The 18,189-nt window shown below is 68.9% G+C and carries 18 protein-coding genes; 12 read left to right on the top strand and 6 right to left on the bottom strand.

Features of this window, described 5'->3' with window-relative positions:
- Positions 1-131 precede the first annotated feature (131 nt).
- From ET475_RS10355 to ET475_RS10370, 4 genes are read left to right on the top strand one after another with little or no spacing between them, the layout of a single operon-like run.
- Entirely contained in the window at positions 132-635 is a 504-nt protein-coding gene (locus tag ET475_RS10355; protein ID WP_165310874.1) for a MarR family winged helix-turn-helix transcriptional regulator, read from the top strand.
- Positions 632-1,828 (top strand): alpha/beta hydrolase, encoded by a 1,197-nt coding sequence (locus ET475_RS10360; protein WP_129389560.1) that lies wholly within the window; start codon positions 632-634, stop codon positions 1,826-1,828. Before ET475_RS10355 ends, ET475_RS10360 begins: the two co-directional genes overlap by 4 nt.
- Positions 1,825-2,466: a LysE family translocator gene (locus ET475_RS10365; RefSeq protein WP_129389563.1), complete on the top strand. Its 642-nt coding sequence runs from the start codon at positions 1,825-1,827 to the stop codon at positions 2,464-2,466. The genes ET475_RS10360 and ET475_RS10365 overlap by 4 nt, the downstream gene beginning before the upstream one ends.
- Positions 2,467-2,502: 36 nt before the next feature.
- Positions 2,503-3,198 carry a Crp/Fnr family transcriptional regulator gene (locus ET475_RS10370; protein ID WP_129389566.1) on the top strand — a complete coding sequence of 232 codons (696 nt, stop codon included), beginning with the start codon at positions 2,503-2,505 and terminating at the stop codon, positions 3,196-3,198.
- On the opposite strand, the gene ET475_RS10375 is transcribed toward ET475_RS10370, so the two are convergent.
- Positions 3,173-5,137 carry a heavy metal translocating P-type ATPase gene (locus tag ET475_RS10375; RefSeq protein WP_129389569.1) on the bottom strand — a complete coding sequence of 655 codons (1,965 nt, stop codon included), beginning with the start codon at positions 5,135-5,137 and terminating at the stop codon, positions 3,173-3,175. The genes ET475_RS10370 and ET475_RS10375 overlap by 26 nt on opposite strands.
- Before the next feature lie 5 nt (positions 5,138-5,142).
- Positions 5,143-5,373 (bottom strand): heavy-metal-associated domain-containing protein, encoded by a 231-nt coding sequence (locus ET475_RS10380; protein WP_129389571.1) that lies wholly within the window; start codon positions 5,371-5,373, stop codon positions 5,143-5,145.
- 161 nt (positions 5,374-5,534) lie between these two features.
- On the opposite strand from ET475_RS10380, the gene ET475_RS10385 reads away from it, so the two are divergent.
- From ET475_RS10385 to ET475_RS10400, 4 genes are all read left to right on the top strand, one after another.
- Positions 5,535-7,649, top strand: coding sequence for an MMPL family transporter (locus tag ET475_RS10385; RefSeq protein ID WP_129389574.1), 2,115 nt, complete (start codon positions 5,535-5,537; stop codon positions 7,647-7,649).
- A gap of 12 nt (positions 7,650-7,661) precedes the next feature.
- Entirely contained in the window at positions 7,662-8,846 is a 1,185-nt protein-coding gene (locus ET475_RS10390) for a sensor histidine kinase (RefSeq protein WP_129389577.1), read from the top strand.
- The gene (locus ET475_RS10395; protein ID WP_129389580.1) at positions 8,843-9,466 is read left to right on the top strand and encodes a response regulator; all 624 of its coding nucleotides are present in this window, start codon (positions 8,843-8,845) and stop codon (positions 9,464-9,466) included. The genes ET475_RS10390 and ET475_RS10395 overlap by 4 nt, the downstream gene beginning before the upstream one ends.
- 107 nt (positions 9,467-9,573) lie before the next feature.
- A complete protein-coding gene (locus ET475_RS10400) occupies positions 9,574-10,086 on the top strand; it encodes a DUF3817 domain-containing protein (protein WP_129389583.1) in 513 nt (170 codons plus the stop codon).
- Between the two features lie 47 nt (positions 10,087-10,133).
- On the opposite strand, the gene ET475_RS10405 is transcribed toward ET475_RS10400, so the two are convergent.
- Positions 10,134-10,682 carry a hypothetical protein gene (locus tag ET475_RS10405; RefSeq protein ID WP_129389586.1) on the bottom strand — a complete coding sequence of 183 codons (549 nt, stop codon included), beginning with the start codon at positions 10,680-10,682 and terminating at the stop codon, positions 10,134-10,136.
- A 198-nt stretch (positions 10,683-10,880) separates the two neighbouring features.
- On the opposite strand from ET475_RS10405, the gene ET475_RS10410 reads away from it, so the two are divergent.
- On the top strand, positions 10,881-11,243 hold the full coding sequence (locus ET475_RS10410) for a cupin domain-containing protein (protein ID WP_129389589.1): 363 nt from the start codon (positions 10,881-10,883) through the stop codon (positions 11,241-11,243).
- Positions 11,244-11,324: 81 nt separating this feature from the next.
- On the top strand, positions 11,325-11,528 hold the full coding sequence (locus ET475_RS10415; protein WP_129389592.1) for a hypothetical protein: 204 nt from the start codon (positions 11,325-11,327) through the stop codon (positions 11,526-11,528).
- A 147-nt stretch (positions 11,529-11,675) separates the two neighbouring features.
- On the opposite strand, the gene pgi is transcribed toward ET475_RS10415, so the two are convergent.
- Positions 11,676-13,352 (bottom strand): glucose-6-phosphate isomerase, encoded by a 1,677-nt coding sequence (gene pgi, locus ET475_RS10420; RefSeq protein ID WP_207205335.1) that lies wholly within the window; start codon positions 13,350-13,352, stop codon positions 11,676-11,678.
- A gap of 269 nt (positions 13,353-13,621) precedes the next feature.
- On the opposite strand from pgi, the gene ET475_RS10425 reads away from it, so the two are divergent.
- The gene (locus tag ET475_RS10425; protein ID WP_129389598.1) at positions 13,622-15,415 is read left to right on the top strand and encodes a hypothetical protein; all 1,794 of its coding nucleotides are present in this window, start codon (positions 13,622-13,624) and stop codon (positions 15,413-15,415) included.
- A gap of 162 nt (positions 15,416-15,577) precedes the next feature.
- On the opposite strand, the gene ET475_RS10430 is transcribed toward ET475_RS10425, so the two are convergent.
- Entirely contained in the window at positions 15,578-16,213 is a 636-nt protein-coding gene (locus ET475_RS10430; RefSeq protein ID WP_129389603.1) for an NADPH-dependent F420 reductase, read from the bottom strand.
- Positions 16,214-16,312: 99 nt separating this feature from the next.
- On the opposite strand from ET475_RS10430, the gene ET475_RS10435 reads away from it, so the two are divergent.
- Positions 16,313-16,696 carry a DUF5655 domain-containing protein gene (locus ET475_RS10435; protein ID WP_129389606.1) on the top strand — a complete coding sequence of 128 codons (384 nt, stop codon included), beginning with the start codon at positions 16,313-16,315 and terminating at the stop codon, positions 16,694-16,696.
- Positions 16,697-16,737: 41 nt separating this feature from the next.
- Here ET475_RS10435 and ET475_RS10440 read toward each other — a convergent pair whose 3' ends face one another.
- Positions 16,738-18,180, bottom strand: coding sequence for an MATE family efflux transporter (locus ET475_RS10440; protein ID WP_129389609.1), 1,443 nt, complete (start codon positions 18,178-18,180; stop codon positions 16,738-16,740).
- Between the last annotated feature and the right edge of the window lie 9 nt (positions 18,181-18,189).

The following is an 18,189-nucleotide window of genomic DNA, read 5'->3' on the forward strand; positions in this document are numbered from 1 at the left end:
ACGTGCTCGCGGCGCCAAGTGAGATCGACCCCTGGATGCCTGTCACAGGCGTGACGCTGGGGCGTCGGCCTGTCATGGGACCCGATCACGATAATCGTTTGTACTGCAAGCGATCTGCTACAGTGCCTGTCATGACGGAGACGGAATCGCCGGAAGCGGCGTCGCCACCAGACAAGCTCTGGGCGTTGGCGACGTGGCTCCTGGGGCACGCCGGAGTGGACGCGCGGCGCTTCGTCGCACAGTCGTTCGGAAACTCGACCGGGCGCACGGATTTCGCGGTTCTCGCGGGACTTGCCCAGTACGGTGCGATAAATCAGGCAGCCCTCGGTCGCCGTCTCGGGATCAACCTCGGAGACCTGGTCGCCGTGCTCAATCGGCTCGAGATGCAGGGGGCGATCGTTCGCAAGAAGGACCAGGTGGACCGTCGCCGCAACACCGTCGAGATCACGCCTGCCGGTCGGGTGACGTTATCCGCGCTCGAGGCGGCCGCCACCGCGGCGCAGGACGAACTGCTCGAACCGCTCTCGCCGAGTGAACGGCACCAGCTGGTCGCACTGCTGCAGAGGCTGGTGGAACACCATCGGGACTATCGGCGCGCAGGTGATGGCACCACGCCGGCGGGGGAGCGACCATGACGTGGCCGGTCGGGTACGTCATCACTGTGGCGATCGTCGCCTGGTGCACGTTCTTCGCATGCGTGGCACCCCGCCGCCCCAACCTGCTCGCGAAGTCGAGCTGGCTGTTCGGCATGATCGTCAACGAGGTGCCGTTCCTGGCGATCTACTTCCTGATCGCCTCCACCGCGCTCGCGGCTGCAGAGGGCGATCTGCACTCGCCCGTCGGCCGTGTCGCGGCCGGAATCGCCGGAGTGGTGCTCGTCGGCCTCGCGGTCGTGGCCTGGCGAGGAGTGCTCAGCGATCGCGCTGTCGAGCAGGCGTTGGAGCGCGGACTGGGAGCCGACTGGCGAAGCCGGGTGAACGTGACGCTTCGTCGGCACCGGCCTTGGCTGCGCATCCTTCTGATTCCGTTCGTGCGGTCGCGGCCGGATGTGGAGCGAATCAAGGACGTCCGTTACGGCGACGCCGGGCGCCGCAACCTGCTGGATATCTACCGCCGACGCAACGCTCCCTCGAACGCACCCGTGCTGATCTACTTCCACGGCGGTGGCTTCACCACAGGCAAGAAGAGCCATGAGGCCAGGCCGCTTCTGACCCGACTCGCGAGCCGCGGGTGGGTGTGTATCAGCGCCAATTACCGCCTGCGTCCCGAGGCAGACTTCCCCGATCACCAGATCGACGCGAAGAAGGTCATCGCCTGGGCCCGGGAACACGGGCAGGCCTACGGCATCGACGCGACGAGGGTGTTCGTATCGGGCAGTTCTGCCGGAGCCAACCTGGCGGGGATGTGCGCCTTCACCCCGAACGACCCTCGCTTTCAACCCGGGTTCGAGAACTCCGACACGACAGTCAGCGGGGCGATACTTCTCTACGGGTACTACGGGCACTACTTCGGTGCGGCGCCTGCCGAGCCCGGGTCGGTGCTCCAGCCGCAGGGCTATTTCACCGGTCGCACGCCGCCTCTGTTCATTGCGCACGGCACGAACGACGGCTGGGGCACAGTGGAGGCGGCCCGGCACGTTGCGGAGCTGGCTCGCGGAGGAGGCGTCAACACCGTGGTCTACGCCGAACTCCCCGGTGGCCAGCACTCTTTCGACGTGTTCCACTCGCCGAGATTCGAGGCGGTGGTCGACGGTGTCGAGGCCTTCACGGCGTGGACGCTTGCAGGCCAGACCCGGGGCGTGGCCAGCGACGAGGTTCGCGACCGATGACGCCAGGAATATCCATCTCTGATGCTGCGGTGTTCTGCCTCGCGGCCCTCGGCCTGGCGCTGATGCCGGGGCCCAATGTCGTGTTCCTCGTCACGACGTCTCTCACTCGTGGGCCACGGAACGCGTGGCGCTCTGCGCTGGGGGTCGAGACGGCGACGCTGCTGTTCGCCGCGGCGACGGCGGCGGGACTCGGCGTCGTGATCGCAACCAGCGCCGTGCTGTTTCAGTTGCTGAAGTGGGTGGGTGTCGGCTATCTGATCTGGCTCGGGATCCGAAGCCTGCACCTGCGCCCCAATGCCGAGGAGCATTCCGCGCCGGCGCAGGTCTCATGGCGTCGCGCGTACGCGCGAGGGTTTGTGCTCGGAGCGGCGAACCCGAAGGTGATTCTCTTTTTCCTGGCGTTCCTTCCGCAGTTCGTCAACCCGGCGCTCGCCGCGTGGCCGCAGCTGCTCGTCCTGGGGCTTATGTTCACCGCGATCGGTCTGGTCTGCGACCTGTTCTACTGCCTTGCCGCCGGCGGGGTGAGCCGCCTTGTGGGCTCTCGCCTCTCGGGGCATCGTGCGCTCCGGCGTGCGCCGGCGCTGGCGTACTTCGGGCTTGCGGCGTGGGCTGCGACTGCTCAGCAGCGGCCGGTGTGAGCTCTCACGTGTCGATACTGGAACGGAGGAGAATCCATGCCCGAGCAGCAGACCGACGACCTGTGCGTGACCCGTGTGCCGCTGTTCCAGGGCCTCACCCGCGAGCAGCAGCTCGAGGTGGCGCGCGTCGCGCGCCCGACCCGGTTCGCGCGCAACGAGCAGATCTATCCGGCCGGCTCCGAGATGTCGCAGCTGATGGTCGTGCATACCGGGCGGGTGAAGATCTCCCGGATCACCCCCGACGGTCGGGAACAGCTGCTCCGCGTGCTCGAACCCGGTGACTTCGCGGGCGAGTCGGCATTCCTGTCCGGGGCCCGATCCGACCACGAGGCCACCGGCGTCGAGGCCGGCAGCCTGTGCGCGTTCCGCCACGCCGACCTCGGCAGACTCGTCGAGAAGCACCCGGGCATCGGGTGGCGGATGCTGCAGAGCGTGAGTCGCCGGTTGGATGCGACCGAATCGCGGCTGGCGGCCGTCATCTCGGGTGACGTGAGCGCGCGGCTTGCCGGTTACCTGCTCTCGCTGCCGGTGCAGGCGCGCGGCGGCGCCGGCGTGGTGGTGGCCATGCCCCTGCCCAAGAAGGACATCGCCTCGTTGCTGGACACCACGCCCGAATCGCTCAGCCGCCAGCTGCGACGCCTGAGCGATTCCGGACTCATCCGGCAGCAGCCGAAGCGCCGTGTCGAGATCACCGACGTCGACGCCCTCACCGCACTGGCTGGACTGGACTGACCGGGCGCTGGCCGGCGGCGCCTGCCGCACGCGTGACAGCCGCGGCATCCCGATCCCGGAACCGGATCAGCCGCATCGCGTTGACGATGACCAACAGCACCGAGATCTCGTGCACCAGCATCCCGCCGCCCATGTGCACGAACCCGCCGATCACCGCGGCCAGGAGCAGCGCGACGGTGCCCAGGGCGATCGTCGTGTTCTCGCGCATGTTCCGCACGGTCGCCCGTGCCACCGCACGCGCATGCGGCAGCGCGTCGAGCCGACCGCCGAGCAGGATGACGTCGGCGGCCTCAGCCGAGACATCCGTGCCCCCGCCCATCGCCACCCCCACGTGCGCGGCGGCGATCGCCGGGGCGTCGTTCACGCCGTCGCCGACCATCGCCACGCGCTGCCCCTGCGCGGCCAGGCTCTGCACGTGAGCGACCTTGTCGGCCGGCAGCAGCCGCGCCGCGACGATGTCGTCGTCGCGGTCGATGCCCACCTGGGCCGCCACCGCGGCCGCCGTGCGCGGGTTGTCGCCGGTGAGCATCGCGAACCGCCGCACGCCCGCACGGCGCAGCGCCGCGATCGCCACGGCCGCCTCGGGCCGCACCGGGTCGGTGATGGCCACGAGGCCGGCGACCGCCCCATCGATCGTCACGAACGACACGGTGCTGCCGCCCGCTTCGAGCGCGGCCGCGCGGTCGGCGAGCGCGGGCGGCGCGACAAGACCCGCGTCATCGAGCATCCGCTGCGCGCCGACCGCGACAACTCGCACCGCCGCACCCTCACCGACGAGACCGTGGATGCCGCGGCCCGCGACGACCTCGACAGCGGCAGGGGCTGCCCCCAGCGTGAGCCCCCGCTCGTGCGCGGCCCGCACGAGCGTGCGGCCCAGCGGATGCTCGGACGCCTGCTCGAGGGTGGCCACCAGACGAAGCAGCCCGTCGTCGTCACGCGAGATGCCGACCACCGCGGTGACCTCGGGACTGCCCTGGGTGAGCGTCCCGGTCTTGTCGAGCACCACAGCGTCGAACCGGGCAAGGCGCTCGAGCGCGTCGCCACCCTTGATGAGCGCGCCGTGGCGCGTCGCGTTGCCCAGGCCTGCGACCAGCGAGACGGGTGTGGAGATCACGAGAGCCCCGGGGCAGGCGATCACCAGAAAGGTGAGGGCGAACCGGATGTCGCGCGTGAGGATCAGCGCGATCGCGGCTGCCACGACGATCGCCGGCGTGTACCAGCGGGCGAACCGATCGAGGAACCGCTGCGTGGGCGCCTGCGAGTCCTGCGCCTGCTCGATGAGCTCGACGATCTGCGCGAACGCGGTGTCTTCGCCCACGCGGTCGGCGTCGAACTCGACGTAGCCGTTCTCGAGCACCGTGCCCGACCACACCCGGTCGCCGACCTGCTTGACGACCGCGAGCGGCTCGCCGGTCACGGTCGATTCGTCGACGCTCGCCGATCCGCGCACGATAGTGCCGTCGACGGGAACGCGCGATCCGGTGCGCACGACGATGCGGTCGCCAACGGTCACGTCGTCAAGAGGCACGGTGACGACCGCACTCCCGCGCAGCAGGTGAGCTTCGCGCGGCGCGAGATCGAGCAGCTCGCGCAGCGAGCGGCGCGTGCGGGCGAGCGTGCGCGCCTCCAGATATGCGCCGAACACGAACAGCGTCGAGACGACCGCGGCCTCGACGTCCTCACCGATCACCAGCGCGCCGGCGACGGCGATCGTCACGAGCAGGTCGATGCCCACGGCACGGTGGCGCAGCGAGCGCATCGCGCTGACAGCAGTGGGAGTGCCCGCGACGATCGCGGCCACGACGAGCGCGGCATCGCGCCCCGCCTCTGCGCCGGCAAGATGCAGCACGAGGGCTGTCAGCAGCAGAATGCCACTACCGACGAGGACGACGGCCTGCGACGCGGCGGGATTCAGGGTCGCGGGATGGGAGCGCTTCATAGCACTCAGACGGCGACCGGGCGGCTGGTGGCCGTCACCGGGTAGCCGAGATCGGCGATGGTGCGCGCGATGGTGTCAGCCTGCTGGGCCGTCTCGTCGAAGGTGACACGCACCTTGTTGGCGTTGAACATCACCGCGACGTCGTCGACGCCGGCCAGACGCCCGACGGTCTTCTCGATCTTCTTCACGCACGACGGGCAGGTGAACCCGGTGGTGCTGAACGTGACGTGGGTCATTTCGGAACCTCCTCTGGTGAGTGGATGCCCCCATTCGACCGCTGTGCGGCGGCGTTGTCCTTGACGCCGGTCAAGTCCGGGGCACCATCATCCGAAAGGCTGATCCAGATCTCCACCGTGCACGCGATGTGGGGGAGCGGTGCCGCGGCTGGACTGGAAGCATGCAACCCGAACCTCCCTTCTCTTTCGCCGCGCGTCTGACCTCGCGCCGCGGCGCGTGGATCGCCCTGGGCCTGGCCGTCCTCGTCTTTCTCGCGCTGTTCGCTCTCTTCGGTCGCGCCGAGGCACCCGGCGGCAACGATGCGGCACCGGTGTCGTCCGAATCGGCGCAGGCGCAGCGCATCCTCGACGAGTTCCCCGACCATGACGTGCAGTCGCTGTCGATCGTCGCCGTCCGCACCGACGGCGGCGCCCTCACCGGCGCCGACAAGGCAGCCTTCGCCGACCTCGCCCCCGCCGTCGACGCGCAGACCGGGCACGAGCCCGGCCGCATCTCGGTAAGCGACGACGGCGAGGCGGCGGTCATGCAGGCGCCGCTGACGGTCACCGACGACACCGGCACGAACGCCGAGAGGGTCGACGCCGTCCGCAAGACGATCGCGGGGATGGATGCCGCGGGCTTGACCGTTCTCGTCACCGGCGGCCCCGCCTTCGGCGCCGACATCACGAACGCTTTCGCGGGCGCCGACATCACGCTGCTGCTGGTGACGATCGCGATCGTCGCGCTGCTGCTGATCATCACCTACCGCTCGCCGGTGCTCTGGCTGCTGCCGCTGACCGTGATCGGCATCGCCGACCAGCTCGCCGCCAAGGTCACCGCGGCCCTCGGTACGGCCTGGGGTCTGCAGTTCGACACCGGCGTGGTCAGCGTGCTCGTCTTCGGTGCCGGCACGAACTACGCGCTGCTGCTCATCTCGCGCTACCGGGAAGAGCTGGCCCGCCAGCACAGTCACCGCGCCGCGCTGGCGGTGGCATGGCGCAAGACGGTGCCGGCCATCGTCGCCTCGAACCTGACCGTCGTGCTGGCGCTGGCCACCCTCGTGTTCGCCGTCATTCCCGGCACCCATGGGCTGGGCATCGCCGGCGCCGTCGGTCTCGTCATCGCCGCGGCATCCGTTCTTCTCGTCCTGCCACCGGTGCTCGCCGTCTGCGGCCGCCGCGTTTTCTGGCCGTTCACGCCCCGTCCCGAAAAGCACGTCGCTCAGGGCCGGGTGTGGGGCGGCATCGCGAACCGGGTTGTGAAGCGCCCCGCCCCGGCGCTGGTGGGCGGCCTCGTCATCGTCGGTGTCATGGCCGCGGGCCTGTTCGGCACGACCGTCGGCCTCACCCAGGTCGAGAAGTTCTGCGGCGGCTCAGAGTCAGCGACGGGCCTGACCACGCTTGCCGCGCACTTCCCCGCCGGCGAGGCACAGCCGATGATCATCGTCACCCGCGCCGACCACGCGCAGGCTGTCGCCGACGCCGCCGCAGACGTGCCCGGTGTGACCCGCGCAACCGTCAGTCGCGACACCGCGACCGTCGACGGTGCGACGGTGGCCAAGATCGTCGCGGTGGGCGAGCCCGAGCCCGGCTCGGACGCCGGCCTCGCCCTCGTGCGCGATGTGCGCACGGCCGTGCACGCCGTGCCCGGTGCGAACGCCGTGGTCGGCGGAGCAGTGGCCACCGACCTCGACGCCCGCGAAGGCGCCCGGCACGACTTGCTGCTGATCGCGCCGTTCGTCATGGCCATCAGCTTCGTGGTGCTCGTCGTGCTGCTGCGGTCGCTGGTGGCACCGCTCCTGCTGCTGGTCGTCAACCTCGCCAGCGCCACCGCCGCGATCGGCGCGGGCGCGTGGCTGGGGCGCACTCTGTTCGGGTGGGAGTCGCTCGACCTCGCCGTGCCGCTGCTCGCGTTCCTCTTCCTGGTCGCGCTGGGCATCGACTACACGATCTTCCTCGTGCACCGAGCCAAGATCGAGGCCGATGCGCACGGCACGAAAGCGGGCATGGCGCGGGCCGTGGCATCCACCGGCGGCGTCATCACCAGCGCGGGCATCGTGCTGGCGGGAGTGTTCGCGGCGCTCGGCGTGCTGCCTCTGGTCACGCTCGGGCAGCTCGGGCTCATCGTCGGTCTCGGGGTGATCGTCGACACTCTTGTCGTGCGCACTATCGTCGTACCCGCGCTGTTCTCGCTCGTCGGCGACCCGATCTGGTGGCCGCACCGGTCCGCGGCGCGCTACCGTCGAGACGACCCCCAGCGCGAGCCCGAGCTCGTCGGCACACGCGGTGAGGGCTGAGAGCGGGGACCGATGACCACCGGCACAGCAACGCGGATGATGCGCGCCGGCCTGCACGCAATCACCGCCGTGCTGGTGGTCATCGGCGCCGCCAGCGCGCTGCGCGCCGACCGGCCGGTCGTGGCGCTGTCGGCTGCGGCTGTCTTCGTCGCCTGGTACATCGCCGGAGCCGTGCTGGTCGGGCACCAGCGGTCGCGGCGGCTGGGCATGATCTGGCTGATCGTGCTCGCCGTGATCTGGGCGGCGACCTCGGTGCAGGCGCCGGAGTTCATCTGGCTGGCATTTCCGCTGTGGCTGCTGGCTGGCCAGATGATGGGCATGGTGTCGGCCGCGGTGTTCAGCGCCATCGTGCTCGCCATCGTCATCGTCGCGCCCATCGCCCGTACGGGACAGATCGATACGGCCTACATCGTCGGCCCGGTCGTCGGCGGGCTGTTCGCCTACGGCATCTCGCGCGGCTATCTGCGGCTTCTCGCCGACGCCCGCGAGCGCCAGCGGTTGGTCGCCTCGCTGCTGCAGGCGCAGGACGACATGGCGCGCCTGCACGACGAGCTCGGTGCGACCCAGCGCGAGTCGGGGGTCCTCCAGGAGCGCACCCGCCTCTCACGCGACATCCACGACACCATCGCCCAGTCCCTCTCGGCGATCGTGCTGCTCGCCCGGTCCCAACCCGACGACCCCGAGGCCACGCTCGGCCGCATCGCGACGGTCGCCGAGTCGGGGCTCGTCGATGTGCGGCGCATCGTCGCGGCCCTGGCCCCAGCGCAGCTGCAGGAGGGCACCCTCGTCGTGTCGCTGCGGCGCATGCTCGACCGCCTGGCCGAAGACACCGGCATCCTCACCTCGCTCGACGCCGACGACCACCTGCCGCAGCTGCCGGTCCAGGTGGATGTCGCGCTGCTGCGCACCGCGCAGTCGGCCCTGTCGAACGTGCGCCTGCACTCGCAGGCGAGCCGCGTCGTGGTGCATCTCACCGACGTCGGCGACGGCATCCGCCTCGACATCGTCGACGATGGGCGAGGTTTCGACCTGCAGAAGTGGGTCGGCGGCGACGGCGGATACGGTCTGCGCGCCATGCGCGATCGGCTGCGCGAACTCGGTGGCGGGCTCGACATCGAGGCGGCGGTGGATGCCGGAACCGCTCTGTCCGCCCACGTTCCCCTCGCCCCCACCCGGCATACCCCGGAGGACGCATGAGCATCTCAGTGGTGATCGTCGACGACCACCCGATCGTGCGATCGGGACTGCGGGCCGTGCTGACCTCCGACGGCGAGCTCGACGTCGTCGGCGAGGCGGCCGACGGCACCGAGGCCGTCGCGCTGTGCGAGACGCTGCGTCCCGATGTCGTGCTGTGCGATCTGCGTCTCGGGGAGGGGGCCGACGGCATCTCCACGACCCGCACACTGCGTGCGCTCGATCCCGCCCCGGCCGTCGTCATCCTCACCACATACGACACCGACCACGACATCTACCGTGCCGCACAGGCGGGTGCTGCCGGCTATCTGCTGAAGGACGCCGCGCCGCATGCGATCATCCGGGCGATCCGGGATGCCGCGGCCGGACGCACCGCCTGGGCGCCCGAGCTGTCGGTCCGGGTGTTGGAGGCCCTGCGATCGCCGGCCGCGTCGCTGACCGCGCGTGAGGTCGAGGTGCTCACGCACGTCGCGGCCGGGCATTCGAACGAGGCGACGGCCAAGGCACTGTTCCTGACGGCGGCCACCGTGAAGACGCACCTGGGCCACATCTACACGAAACTCGGCGTCGACAGCCGCACGCAGGCGGTCGCGCGGGCGCGCGAACAGGGCATTCTGCCGTGACGGGCGCGCCGGTGGTCCGGTGACGTCATCATTTCGGTCGATGTGCGGGCAATGCCGATCGCCAAGACTGGTTGCATGACCACCGTTGCGACCCGAAGGGCGTTCCCATGACCATCGCCGAAGGTGCCGTGATCCGGCCCGCGCTTCTCGACCGTGTCAGCCCGCGGGGCTGGTACCGCACGGTCGCGATCGCCGAGTCGATCACCTGGACGCTGTTGATCGCCGGGATGCTGCTCAAGTACGTCGCGGGCCTTGGCACACTGCCCGTCCTGATCGGTGGGTCGATCCACGGCTTCGTGTTCATCACCTACGGCATGTCCGCTGTGCTCATCGGTGTGAATCAGCGGTGGAGCATCGGTCGGATCATCGGAGCGGTTGCCACCGCCATCGTGCCGTACGCCACGATTCCGTTCGACCGGTGGCTCGAGCGGCAGGGGATCCTCGAGGGCGACTGGCACCTCGAGGCGACCGATGACCCGCGCGACCAGGCCTGGACGCGCCGATTTCTGCGATGGATGCTGCATCGCCCCGTCGCGCTTGTTCTCACGTTCGTCGTGGGCATCGCTGTGACCATGACAGCGCTGCTGCTCGTGGGTCCTCCCGGCGGCTGGAGTCGCTGAGCGGCGACGAGATCGGCGCTGCGTGATCTTGGTCCGTGGCGGCCTGTTCAGACCGCGGCATCCACCTCGTAGAGATCGCGGAATTCGTCGGCCAGCACGAGCAGCCCGAACCGCAGCTCTGCGGATTGCTGGATCTCACCGGGCAGACGGCGCACAGTGGCGTACGCCGCATACCTGATCGAGGCGAGGGGATGCCGCATGGCGCGCGCTATGGCATCGGCGGCATCGCGATCCCCGGTCGATGCGAGCGGCGTCAGCCCGCGAAGCGCCAGCACGCGTCGGGTGGTCTCCACAGCGAGTGACGACTCGGGCGGGATGGCGGCATCCAGGACCTCCACGAGAAAGGTGCCGGCCTCGACGGTTCCCAACTCGACCGCGCACTGCACCAGGCTGGTGCGCACCGCGTCGTCTTGCCATCGAGCGTGATAGGCGCGCGCGAGAACCTCGACCCCTTCGGTGCCGCGGCGGCGCAGTTGCTCGAGCGCCCACTTGCGCGACTGTCCCTCGTCGAACGCCGACACGGCGTCGATCCAGGCCCGGATTCCCGGGTCGGGATCGACGCTCCCCAGCGTGCCCAGCATTTCCAGCGTGCCCATGATCGTTCCCCCAGCGACGAATGGACGACAGCGCGGTTCCGAAGATTCCCCCCGATCGGCGTCTCGGCGCTCCCCAGAACCGAATGCCCCAATCGGAACCGCGCTGCCACTTGAATGATGAGAGGCAGCTCACGTGCGCCTGATACATGGATGATCGGGAACGAGCCGACCATCGGTATTCCGCGCCAGGATGGAGGCATGGGAATCACCGCGATCGAGAACATCGACGCGCTCGTGGTCGTCGAGCCCGGCACGCGCACCTCGCAGGTGGCGCTGTCGGGCGACGGGGTGCGGGTCGTCGTCTTCGCCTTCGACGCCGGTGCCGAGCTCACCGAGCACACGGCCCCCGGCCCGATCGTCGTGCAGGCGCTGGAGGGGCATCTCACGTTCACGGCCGAGGGCATCACCAAACATCTGCGCCCCGGTGGCATTCTGCATCTCGACGCCCGTATTCCGCACTCGGTGCGGGCGGTCGAGCCGTCGAAGATGATCCTGATGCTGCTGCGCAAGGCCCCCGAGCGCGCGCCCGAGATCACGGTGCCCGCGGGGATCACCGGCTGACGGGCCCGTCGGCCGCCTTCGCTTTACGAATCCTCCGCGCTCGAGGCGCTTGTCCGCGAATCGACCGAGGCGCGCACTTCGATGGTCATCTCGCAGCTCGGCGTCACCGAATTGCGCCGCGCAGCGATCCGGTTGGAGCTCGCTGCGGATTCGACCGAAGACGTGATCGGCTTGTTCTGGGTCGTGCGGCTCTCCGAAGCCGTGCTGCAGTTGGCCTGGGCGGCTGCCGTACAGGCACCTGGGCACGCTCGTCGCACTGCACCTGGCGACGGCTCTCGTTCTTGAAGCCGACGCGGTTTCTCACCTACGATGACCGCCTCGCCGATGCGGCCAGAGCGAAGGGGATCGATGTCCTCCAGCCTGGGCGTGGGTGAGTAAGCACTCCATTGCGGCCGCGGAATGCCGATCTGCCGCGAACCCGGCGGGATGCCGCTACTTGCGGTGCGCGCGATAGTAGGCGAGCAACTCGCGGGTCGAGGCATCCTGGGCTGCCACCGCCTGCTCGTCGCCTTCGATCGCGGGCGCTATCTGCAGCGCGAGCTGCTTGCCCAGCTCGACGCCCCACTGGTCGAACGAGTTGATGCCCCAGATCGTGCCCTGTGTGAAGGTGATGTGCTCGTACAGCGCTATCAGCTCGCCGAGCACGCGCGGGGTCAGCGCCGGGGCGAAGATCGAGGTCGTGGGCCGGTTGCCGCTGAACGTGCGCGCAGCCACGAGCGCGCCGGTCGTGCCTTCGGCTTCGACCTCCTCGGCGGTCTTGCCGAAGGCGAGTGCCTTGGTCTGCGCGAGGAAGTTCGCGAGAAACAGCCCGTGCACGTCGCGGTCGCCGTCGCGCAGCGGATACTCCGGGTTCACGAAGGCGATGAAGTCGGCCGGGATCAGCCGCGTGCCCTGGTGGATGAGCTGGTAGAACGCGTGCTGCCCGTTCGTGCCGGGCTCGCCCCAGAACACCTCGCCGGTGTCGGTGGTCACCGGCGACCCGTCCCAGCGCACCGACTTGCCGTTGGACTCCATCGTCAGCTGCTGCAGGTAGGCGGGAAAGCGGTGCAGCAGCTGTGCGTACGGGAGGACGGCATGCGACTGCGCGCCGAGGAAGTTGTTGTACCAAACGTTGAGAAGCCCCATCAGCACGGGAACGTTCTGTGCCAGGGGAGTGGATGCCGTGTGCACATCGATCGCGTGGAATCCGGCCAGCAGCTCCTCGAACACGTCGGGACCCAGCGCCAGCTCGAGCGACAGGCCGATGGCCGAGTCGACCGAGTAGCGGCCGCCGACCCAGTCCCAGAAGCCGAACGCATTGTCGGTGTCGATGCCGAACTCGGCCACCTTGTCGAGGGCTGTGGAGACCGCGACGAAGTGGTGGGCCACGGCATCCTTCTTCGCCTCGTCGGTGTCGTCGATGGCGCCCGATGCCACCAGCCCGGCCCACAGCCAGTCGCGCGCGAGGCGCGCGTTGGTGAGGGTCTCGAGCGTCGTGAAGGTCTTGGATGCGACGATGAACAGCGTCGTTTCGGGGTCGAGGTCGGCCGTGGTCTGCGCGAGATCGGTCGGGTCGATGTTGGAGATGAACCGCGCCTGGATGTCGGTGGCCAGCGGCTTGAGCGCCTCGTAGACCATGACCGGCCCGAGGTCGGATCCGCCGATGCCGATGTTGACGACGTGGGTGACCTTCTTGCCGGTCACCCCCTGCCATTCGCCGCTGCGCACCCGCGTCGCGAACGCGCGCATCCGGCCCAGCACCTCGTGCACGTCGTGGTCGATGTGCTGCCCGTCGACGTTCAGCTCGGGCGTGGCGCCGGCGGGCCGGCGCAGCGCGGTGTGCAGCACGGCGCGGTCTTCGGTCGTGTTGATGTGCACGCCGGCGAGCATTTGCGCGAACCGCTCGGCCACACCGGTCTGCTCGGCCAGTCGCACGAGCGAGGCGAGAATCTCGTCGGTGACGAGGTTCTTCGACAGGTCGACGTGCAGGTCGGCGGCGTCGAAGGTGAAGCGCTTCGCGCGGTCGGCGTCGGCGGCGAACCAGCCGCGAAGATCGGGCTTCAGGTCGGTCTTGTGCTGCTGCAGTTCGGCCCAGGCGGAGGTCGTGGTGGCATCGATCGGAGCGGTCATGATCCCACGGTAGTGCGCCCGGCGGGTGCGGTCAGCTACGTTTCGCGCATCTCACCTCGGTGGGCTGGGGGTGGTGACGCCGCGCCCGGCGTTCAAAACTCAGCCCGTTCGGTCGGTTTGCGGCCGGATCGGCGCACCCGGCGGCCTCCGGGGCCGATTCTGGCTGAGTTTTGAACGCGCAACGCCTGCGGCCGGGCATGTATCGCGCATGCGGGGCGCGCCCTCTTCGCACGTAGGGGCGACGTCTGTCGCCGGAAAGCAGGTGCACCATGGGAGTGCCCATCGGTGGCGGCATCGGCATCGTCACCACGCAAGACAATACGGGCGGCACGCTGTCGCCGGCCGGATACTTCGGCGACATCCTCGACACGGCGCTGCAGAAGGCGTGGTCGACGTACCATCCGAAACTCGAAGAGCAGCTCACGCAGCTGCTGCGCACCCCCGATCTGTTCGCGAAGGGATTCAGCCTGTACGACACGCACGTGTCGATCTCGTCGGACTTGGCGTACACGATCGATCGCACCGACACCGACGACGTCGTCATCTCGGTCACGACCGGCACGAACAGGATCGAGACGCATTCGACGCAGCCGACGGCGGCGGGAAAGTGGGCCGACCCCGCCGTGGTGATCACGTTCGCGCTGTCGGTCTCGTACGTGCTCGACATCCCGCCGTTGACGGCGCCGGTGTCGACGACGGGGTTCTCGCACGCGCGCATTCTCGCGCCCGACGTCGAGCCCGACAACCTCATCGCTGACTTCGCGTTCCTGCTGAACGACATCTTCGAATGGTTCAGCGGCACCGATGCCATCGCCGAGGTCGAGAAGCTCGTGGCGGCGATGGACTTCGCCTCGATCCTCAACGACGCGCTCGCCCCGCTCAATGCGAAGCTGACCGAGCTCGCCGATCAGGGCTACTGGTTCCTCGACGTGCTCGTCGACCAGCTCGACGGGCACAGCGGCTCGCTGCACGCGCAGTCGTTCACCGGATTCTCGGGAGCGCCCGCCGACCAGCTCGGCATCGTGCTGAAGGTCTGGGGCTTCGATCGCTCAGGCGTCATCGAGGGCGAGGTGCACTGGCCGGCCGCCCTCGGTGCCCCAGGTTTGCCCATCAGCGCACAGCTGGTCGACCTCAGTCGCGCGACGAGCATGGTGCTGAACTCGGCGCACGTTGCCGCGCCGCCGGCGGCGACCGCGCCCGCCGCGGTGACCTTGACCGCCGACATGACACCCGCGCAGCAGGCAGCGGTGCCCCGGCTCACGGCGGGGGTGCGCTCGCCCGCCGACGAGGGCGCCGTCGGCAAGGCGATGGCCGCGCTGTCCACCGACGAGCGATTGCATGCCGTCGCCGAACTGCGCCGCGGTGCGGCATCCCGCTTCTTCTCCACTCTGGGAACGGCGGTGGCAACGCGCCTGATCGACGAAATAGCGCACGGACGCTCGGACTTTGTCGTCGAGGTGACGACGCCGGTCTCGCCGGGGCCGGGAATGTTCGCGGTAGACCGTGTGGTGGGCCGGATGTCGGGCCTATGGGCCGCCGACGATGAGACGACCATGCGTCGCCGGTACCGCGTGGTGGATGTCGCGACCGACGTGCCGCTGACCGTCCGGGCGCGGCTCGCCGACGGGCAGGAGTGGCACGGATCCGTCGCGCAGGTCGCCGCGGAACCCGACGGGTGGCAGGGCAGTGTCACCGTGCATCGGATGCCCGAGAAGAGCAAAAAGCGGTTGATCGACGAACTGCCGAACCTGCGGCTGAACGCGAGCGCGCAGCGTGCGGTCGCTGGGGCGCTGCGCGGCCAAGAGTCAGCATTGAACCCGCAACCGCTGCCGCCGAAGAGCGTTCAGCTCTCGCGACTGCTGCAGTTCGCGAAGCCGGATGCCGCGGCCTCGCCGGCGGCGAAGGTCACGGTGTCCGCGCCGCATGTGGACACGCGGCGGCTCGACGCGGTGCGCGATCAGATCTCGCACCTGGTTCGCAAGCGCCAGAACCCGAGCGGTGACGGGGTCGTCGAGAACATCGACTTCGTCCTTGCGGAGTACCACCCGCCAGTCATCCACTGACGCCGGGCCTCGGACCTCTTGGGGTGTTCAAAACTCAGCTCATTGAGCCGCGTTGCGTGCCGATTCGGCTCAGAACCGAGCCTTCGCGTCCATGTGAGCTGAATTTTGAACGCGCGGCCGGCCGACCCGTCCTTACAACGGGCGGGACGGCCGGCCGACCCGTCAGCGCGTGCCAGCGGCGAGGTTCGCGCGCAGTTCCTCGGCGTTCTGCCGCACGACGTAGGCGGGCTGGTCGCGCTCGACCCGCCAGCTCTCAGAGAGCGGGCCGGCGCTCACGGTGTCGTAGCCGAATTCGTCGTACAGCGCCGTCACTAAGGCGACGGCATCCTCATCGTCACCCGCGGTGGCCAGCGCCCGCCGGTTCTCGGTGCCGGCCGGGGTGCCGTCGACCAGGATGTCGGTGGACATGATGTGGTTGAAGGCCTTGGCCACGCGTGAGGTCGGCAGGTGATCCTGCACCAGCCGCGAGGTCGTCGTCTGCTTGTCGTCGAGCGCGGGGATGCGCCCGTCGCGCTCCCAGTAGTAGTTGCACGTGTCGAGCACGATCTTCCCGGCGAGCGGCTCGACAGGGACATCACCGAGTGCCTTGAGCGGCACCGTCACGATCGCCCAGTCCGCGGCATCCGCGGCTTCTGCCGCCGTCGCGGCGCGTGCCTTGCCGCCGAGCTTTGCGACGAGGTCAGACAGCGTCTCGGGCCCACGCGAGTTCGCGATCACGACGTCGTAGCCTCGGGCGACCAGGCCCTCCGCAAGAGTGCTGCCGATGTGTCCTGCTCCGATGATTCCCACTGTTGTCATGTGGGGGACAACGCAGGATGCCGCGGCTTGTTCCCGAGGCGAGGGAATGTCGGCGCTGGTCTATAGACTCGCGACACCCGTACAGGAGGGGATGATGCCATGGCGACGGACGTGGATGAGTGGACCGTCGAGCGACATATGCGCGCCGGCTCGCCGGAGACGATTGCGCTCTACGAGCGGTTCAGCGAGATCCTGCACGGCTTCGGGCCGATCCGTATCGCGGTCTCGAAATCGATGATCACCTTCAAAGGCACCCGGCGCGGCTTCGCGGGGGCGAAGCCGCGTGGCGACGGCCTGGTCGGCTACCTCGACCTCATGCAGCCGCTGCCACTCGACGAGCGCATCCGATCCGCCGCGCCGTTCAGCCGCAGTCTCTTCGTGCACAACTGGCGCATCGAGCGCGAGGAGCAGTTCGATGACGTGTTCACCGGGTGGCTCCGCGACGGCTACGCGGTCGGCTGCGGCGCGCACCTGCTGCGCTGATCACTCCGCCGTCCGGCCGCCGAACCGGGTTGCCTCCGCGCTCAGACGGTGACGGCCTCCTGCGCCGCCTCAATGGCCTGCGCCGATGGCTCGGCCTCCAGCGCGCGGTGCGAGGTGACGAACAGCAGGATCCCGAGCGCGAACGTCAGCACTTCGGTGACGGTCATCGCCCAGATGACCCCGGTGATGCCGAACACGGCGTTGCCGACGAGCACCACCGGGATGAAGAGCACACCCTGCGCGATCGACATGATGGTCGCGTTGCGCATCTGCTCGGTCGCCTGGAAGATCGCGATCACCAGGCCCGTGATGCCGTTGAAGATCGTCGAGACGAGCATCGCCGTCAGTACGAGGGTGCCGTCCTGCAGCACGGCCGGGTCGGCGCTGAAGAGCGAGAAGACCTGATCGCGGAACACGAAGACGAGCGTCGAGAAGACGATGGTGATGCCCACGATCGACAGGGCGGCACCGGTGATCGCCCGACGCAGCCGTACGGAATTGCGTGCGCCGAAGGAGTAGGCCAGCAGCGGTATGACGCCCACGAACACGCCCATGCACATCATCTCGGGAAGTTGCGAGATCCGAAGGGCGACACCCATCGATGCCAGCAGTGCCGCACCGTAGCCGATGGCGATCCAGTTCATGACGAGCGTGGTCACAATGAGGAACGACGACTGCAGAAGCTCGGACACCCCGATGCCGAACACCGTCTTCAACATCTCGCGGTCCGCCCGAAACCAGCGTGGTGCGAGCGAGACGACCTCGCTGCGGCGAGCCAGCCACCAGATGTAGTAGCCGACCATGACCACGTTCGACAAGCCCAGTGCGATACCGGCGCCGAGCACGCCCCAGCCCAGCACGAGGATGAACAGCACATCAAAGACGAGATTCGCGACGGTCGAGGCGATCAGGCCGGTCATCGAGGCGACCGCGGCGCCCTCGGCACGCACGATCTGCTCGAGCGAGAAACAGGCCACCAGAATCGGCGCGAACGCGAACATGGCGCCGATGTACACCGCGGTCGGTGCCAGGGAGTCGCCCGTCGCGCCGACAGCGGCGGCTATCGGGGTGGCGAAGACGACACCGGCGATGCCGATCACGACTCCGGCGGCGAGGGAGGCCCACAGCGTGAACGACGAGACGTTCTTGATGCGGGATGCCGCGGCTGCGGCACTCTCGTCCGGCGAGCCCGAGCGGGTCGAGGCATCCACCCCTTCCTGGTCAGCCGATCCGAGCAGGCGGGAGATGTAGGTGCCTCCGCCCACGCCGAACACGCCGCCGACGGCCATGATGAGGGCGAAGACCGGCAGTGAGAAGGTCAGGGCGGCCAGCATCGGGGTCGAGTGCAGGGCGCCGATGAAGCCGGAGTTGATGATGTTGTAGACGGCGCCGACCGACATGCCGGCGATCATCGGGATGCAGAGGTGGATGAGTGCGCGCCAGATGGGGGCGGATGCGAGTTGGAAACGGTTGCTCGAAGACATGGTGATACC

Origin of the sequence: Microbacterium protaetiae (assembly GCF_004135285.1) — a bacterium.
Taxonomy (GTDB): Bacteria; Actinomycetota; Actinomycetes; order Actinomycetales; family Microbacteriaceae; genus Microbacterium; species Microbacterium protaetiae.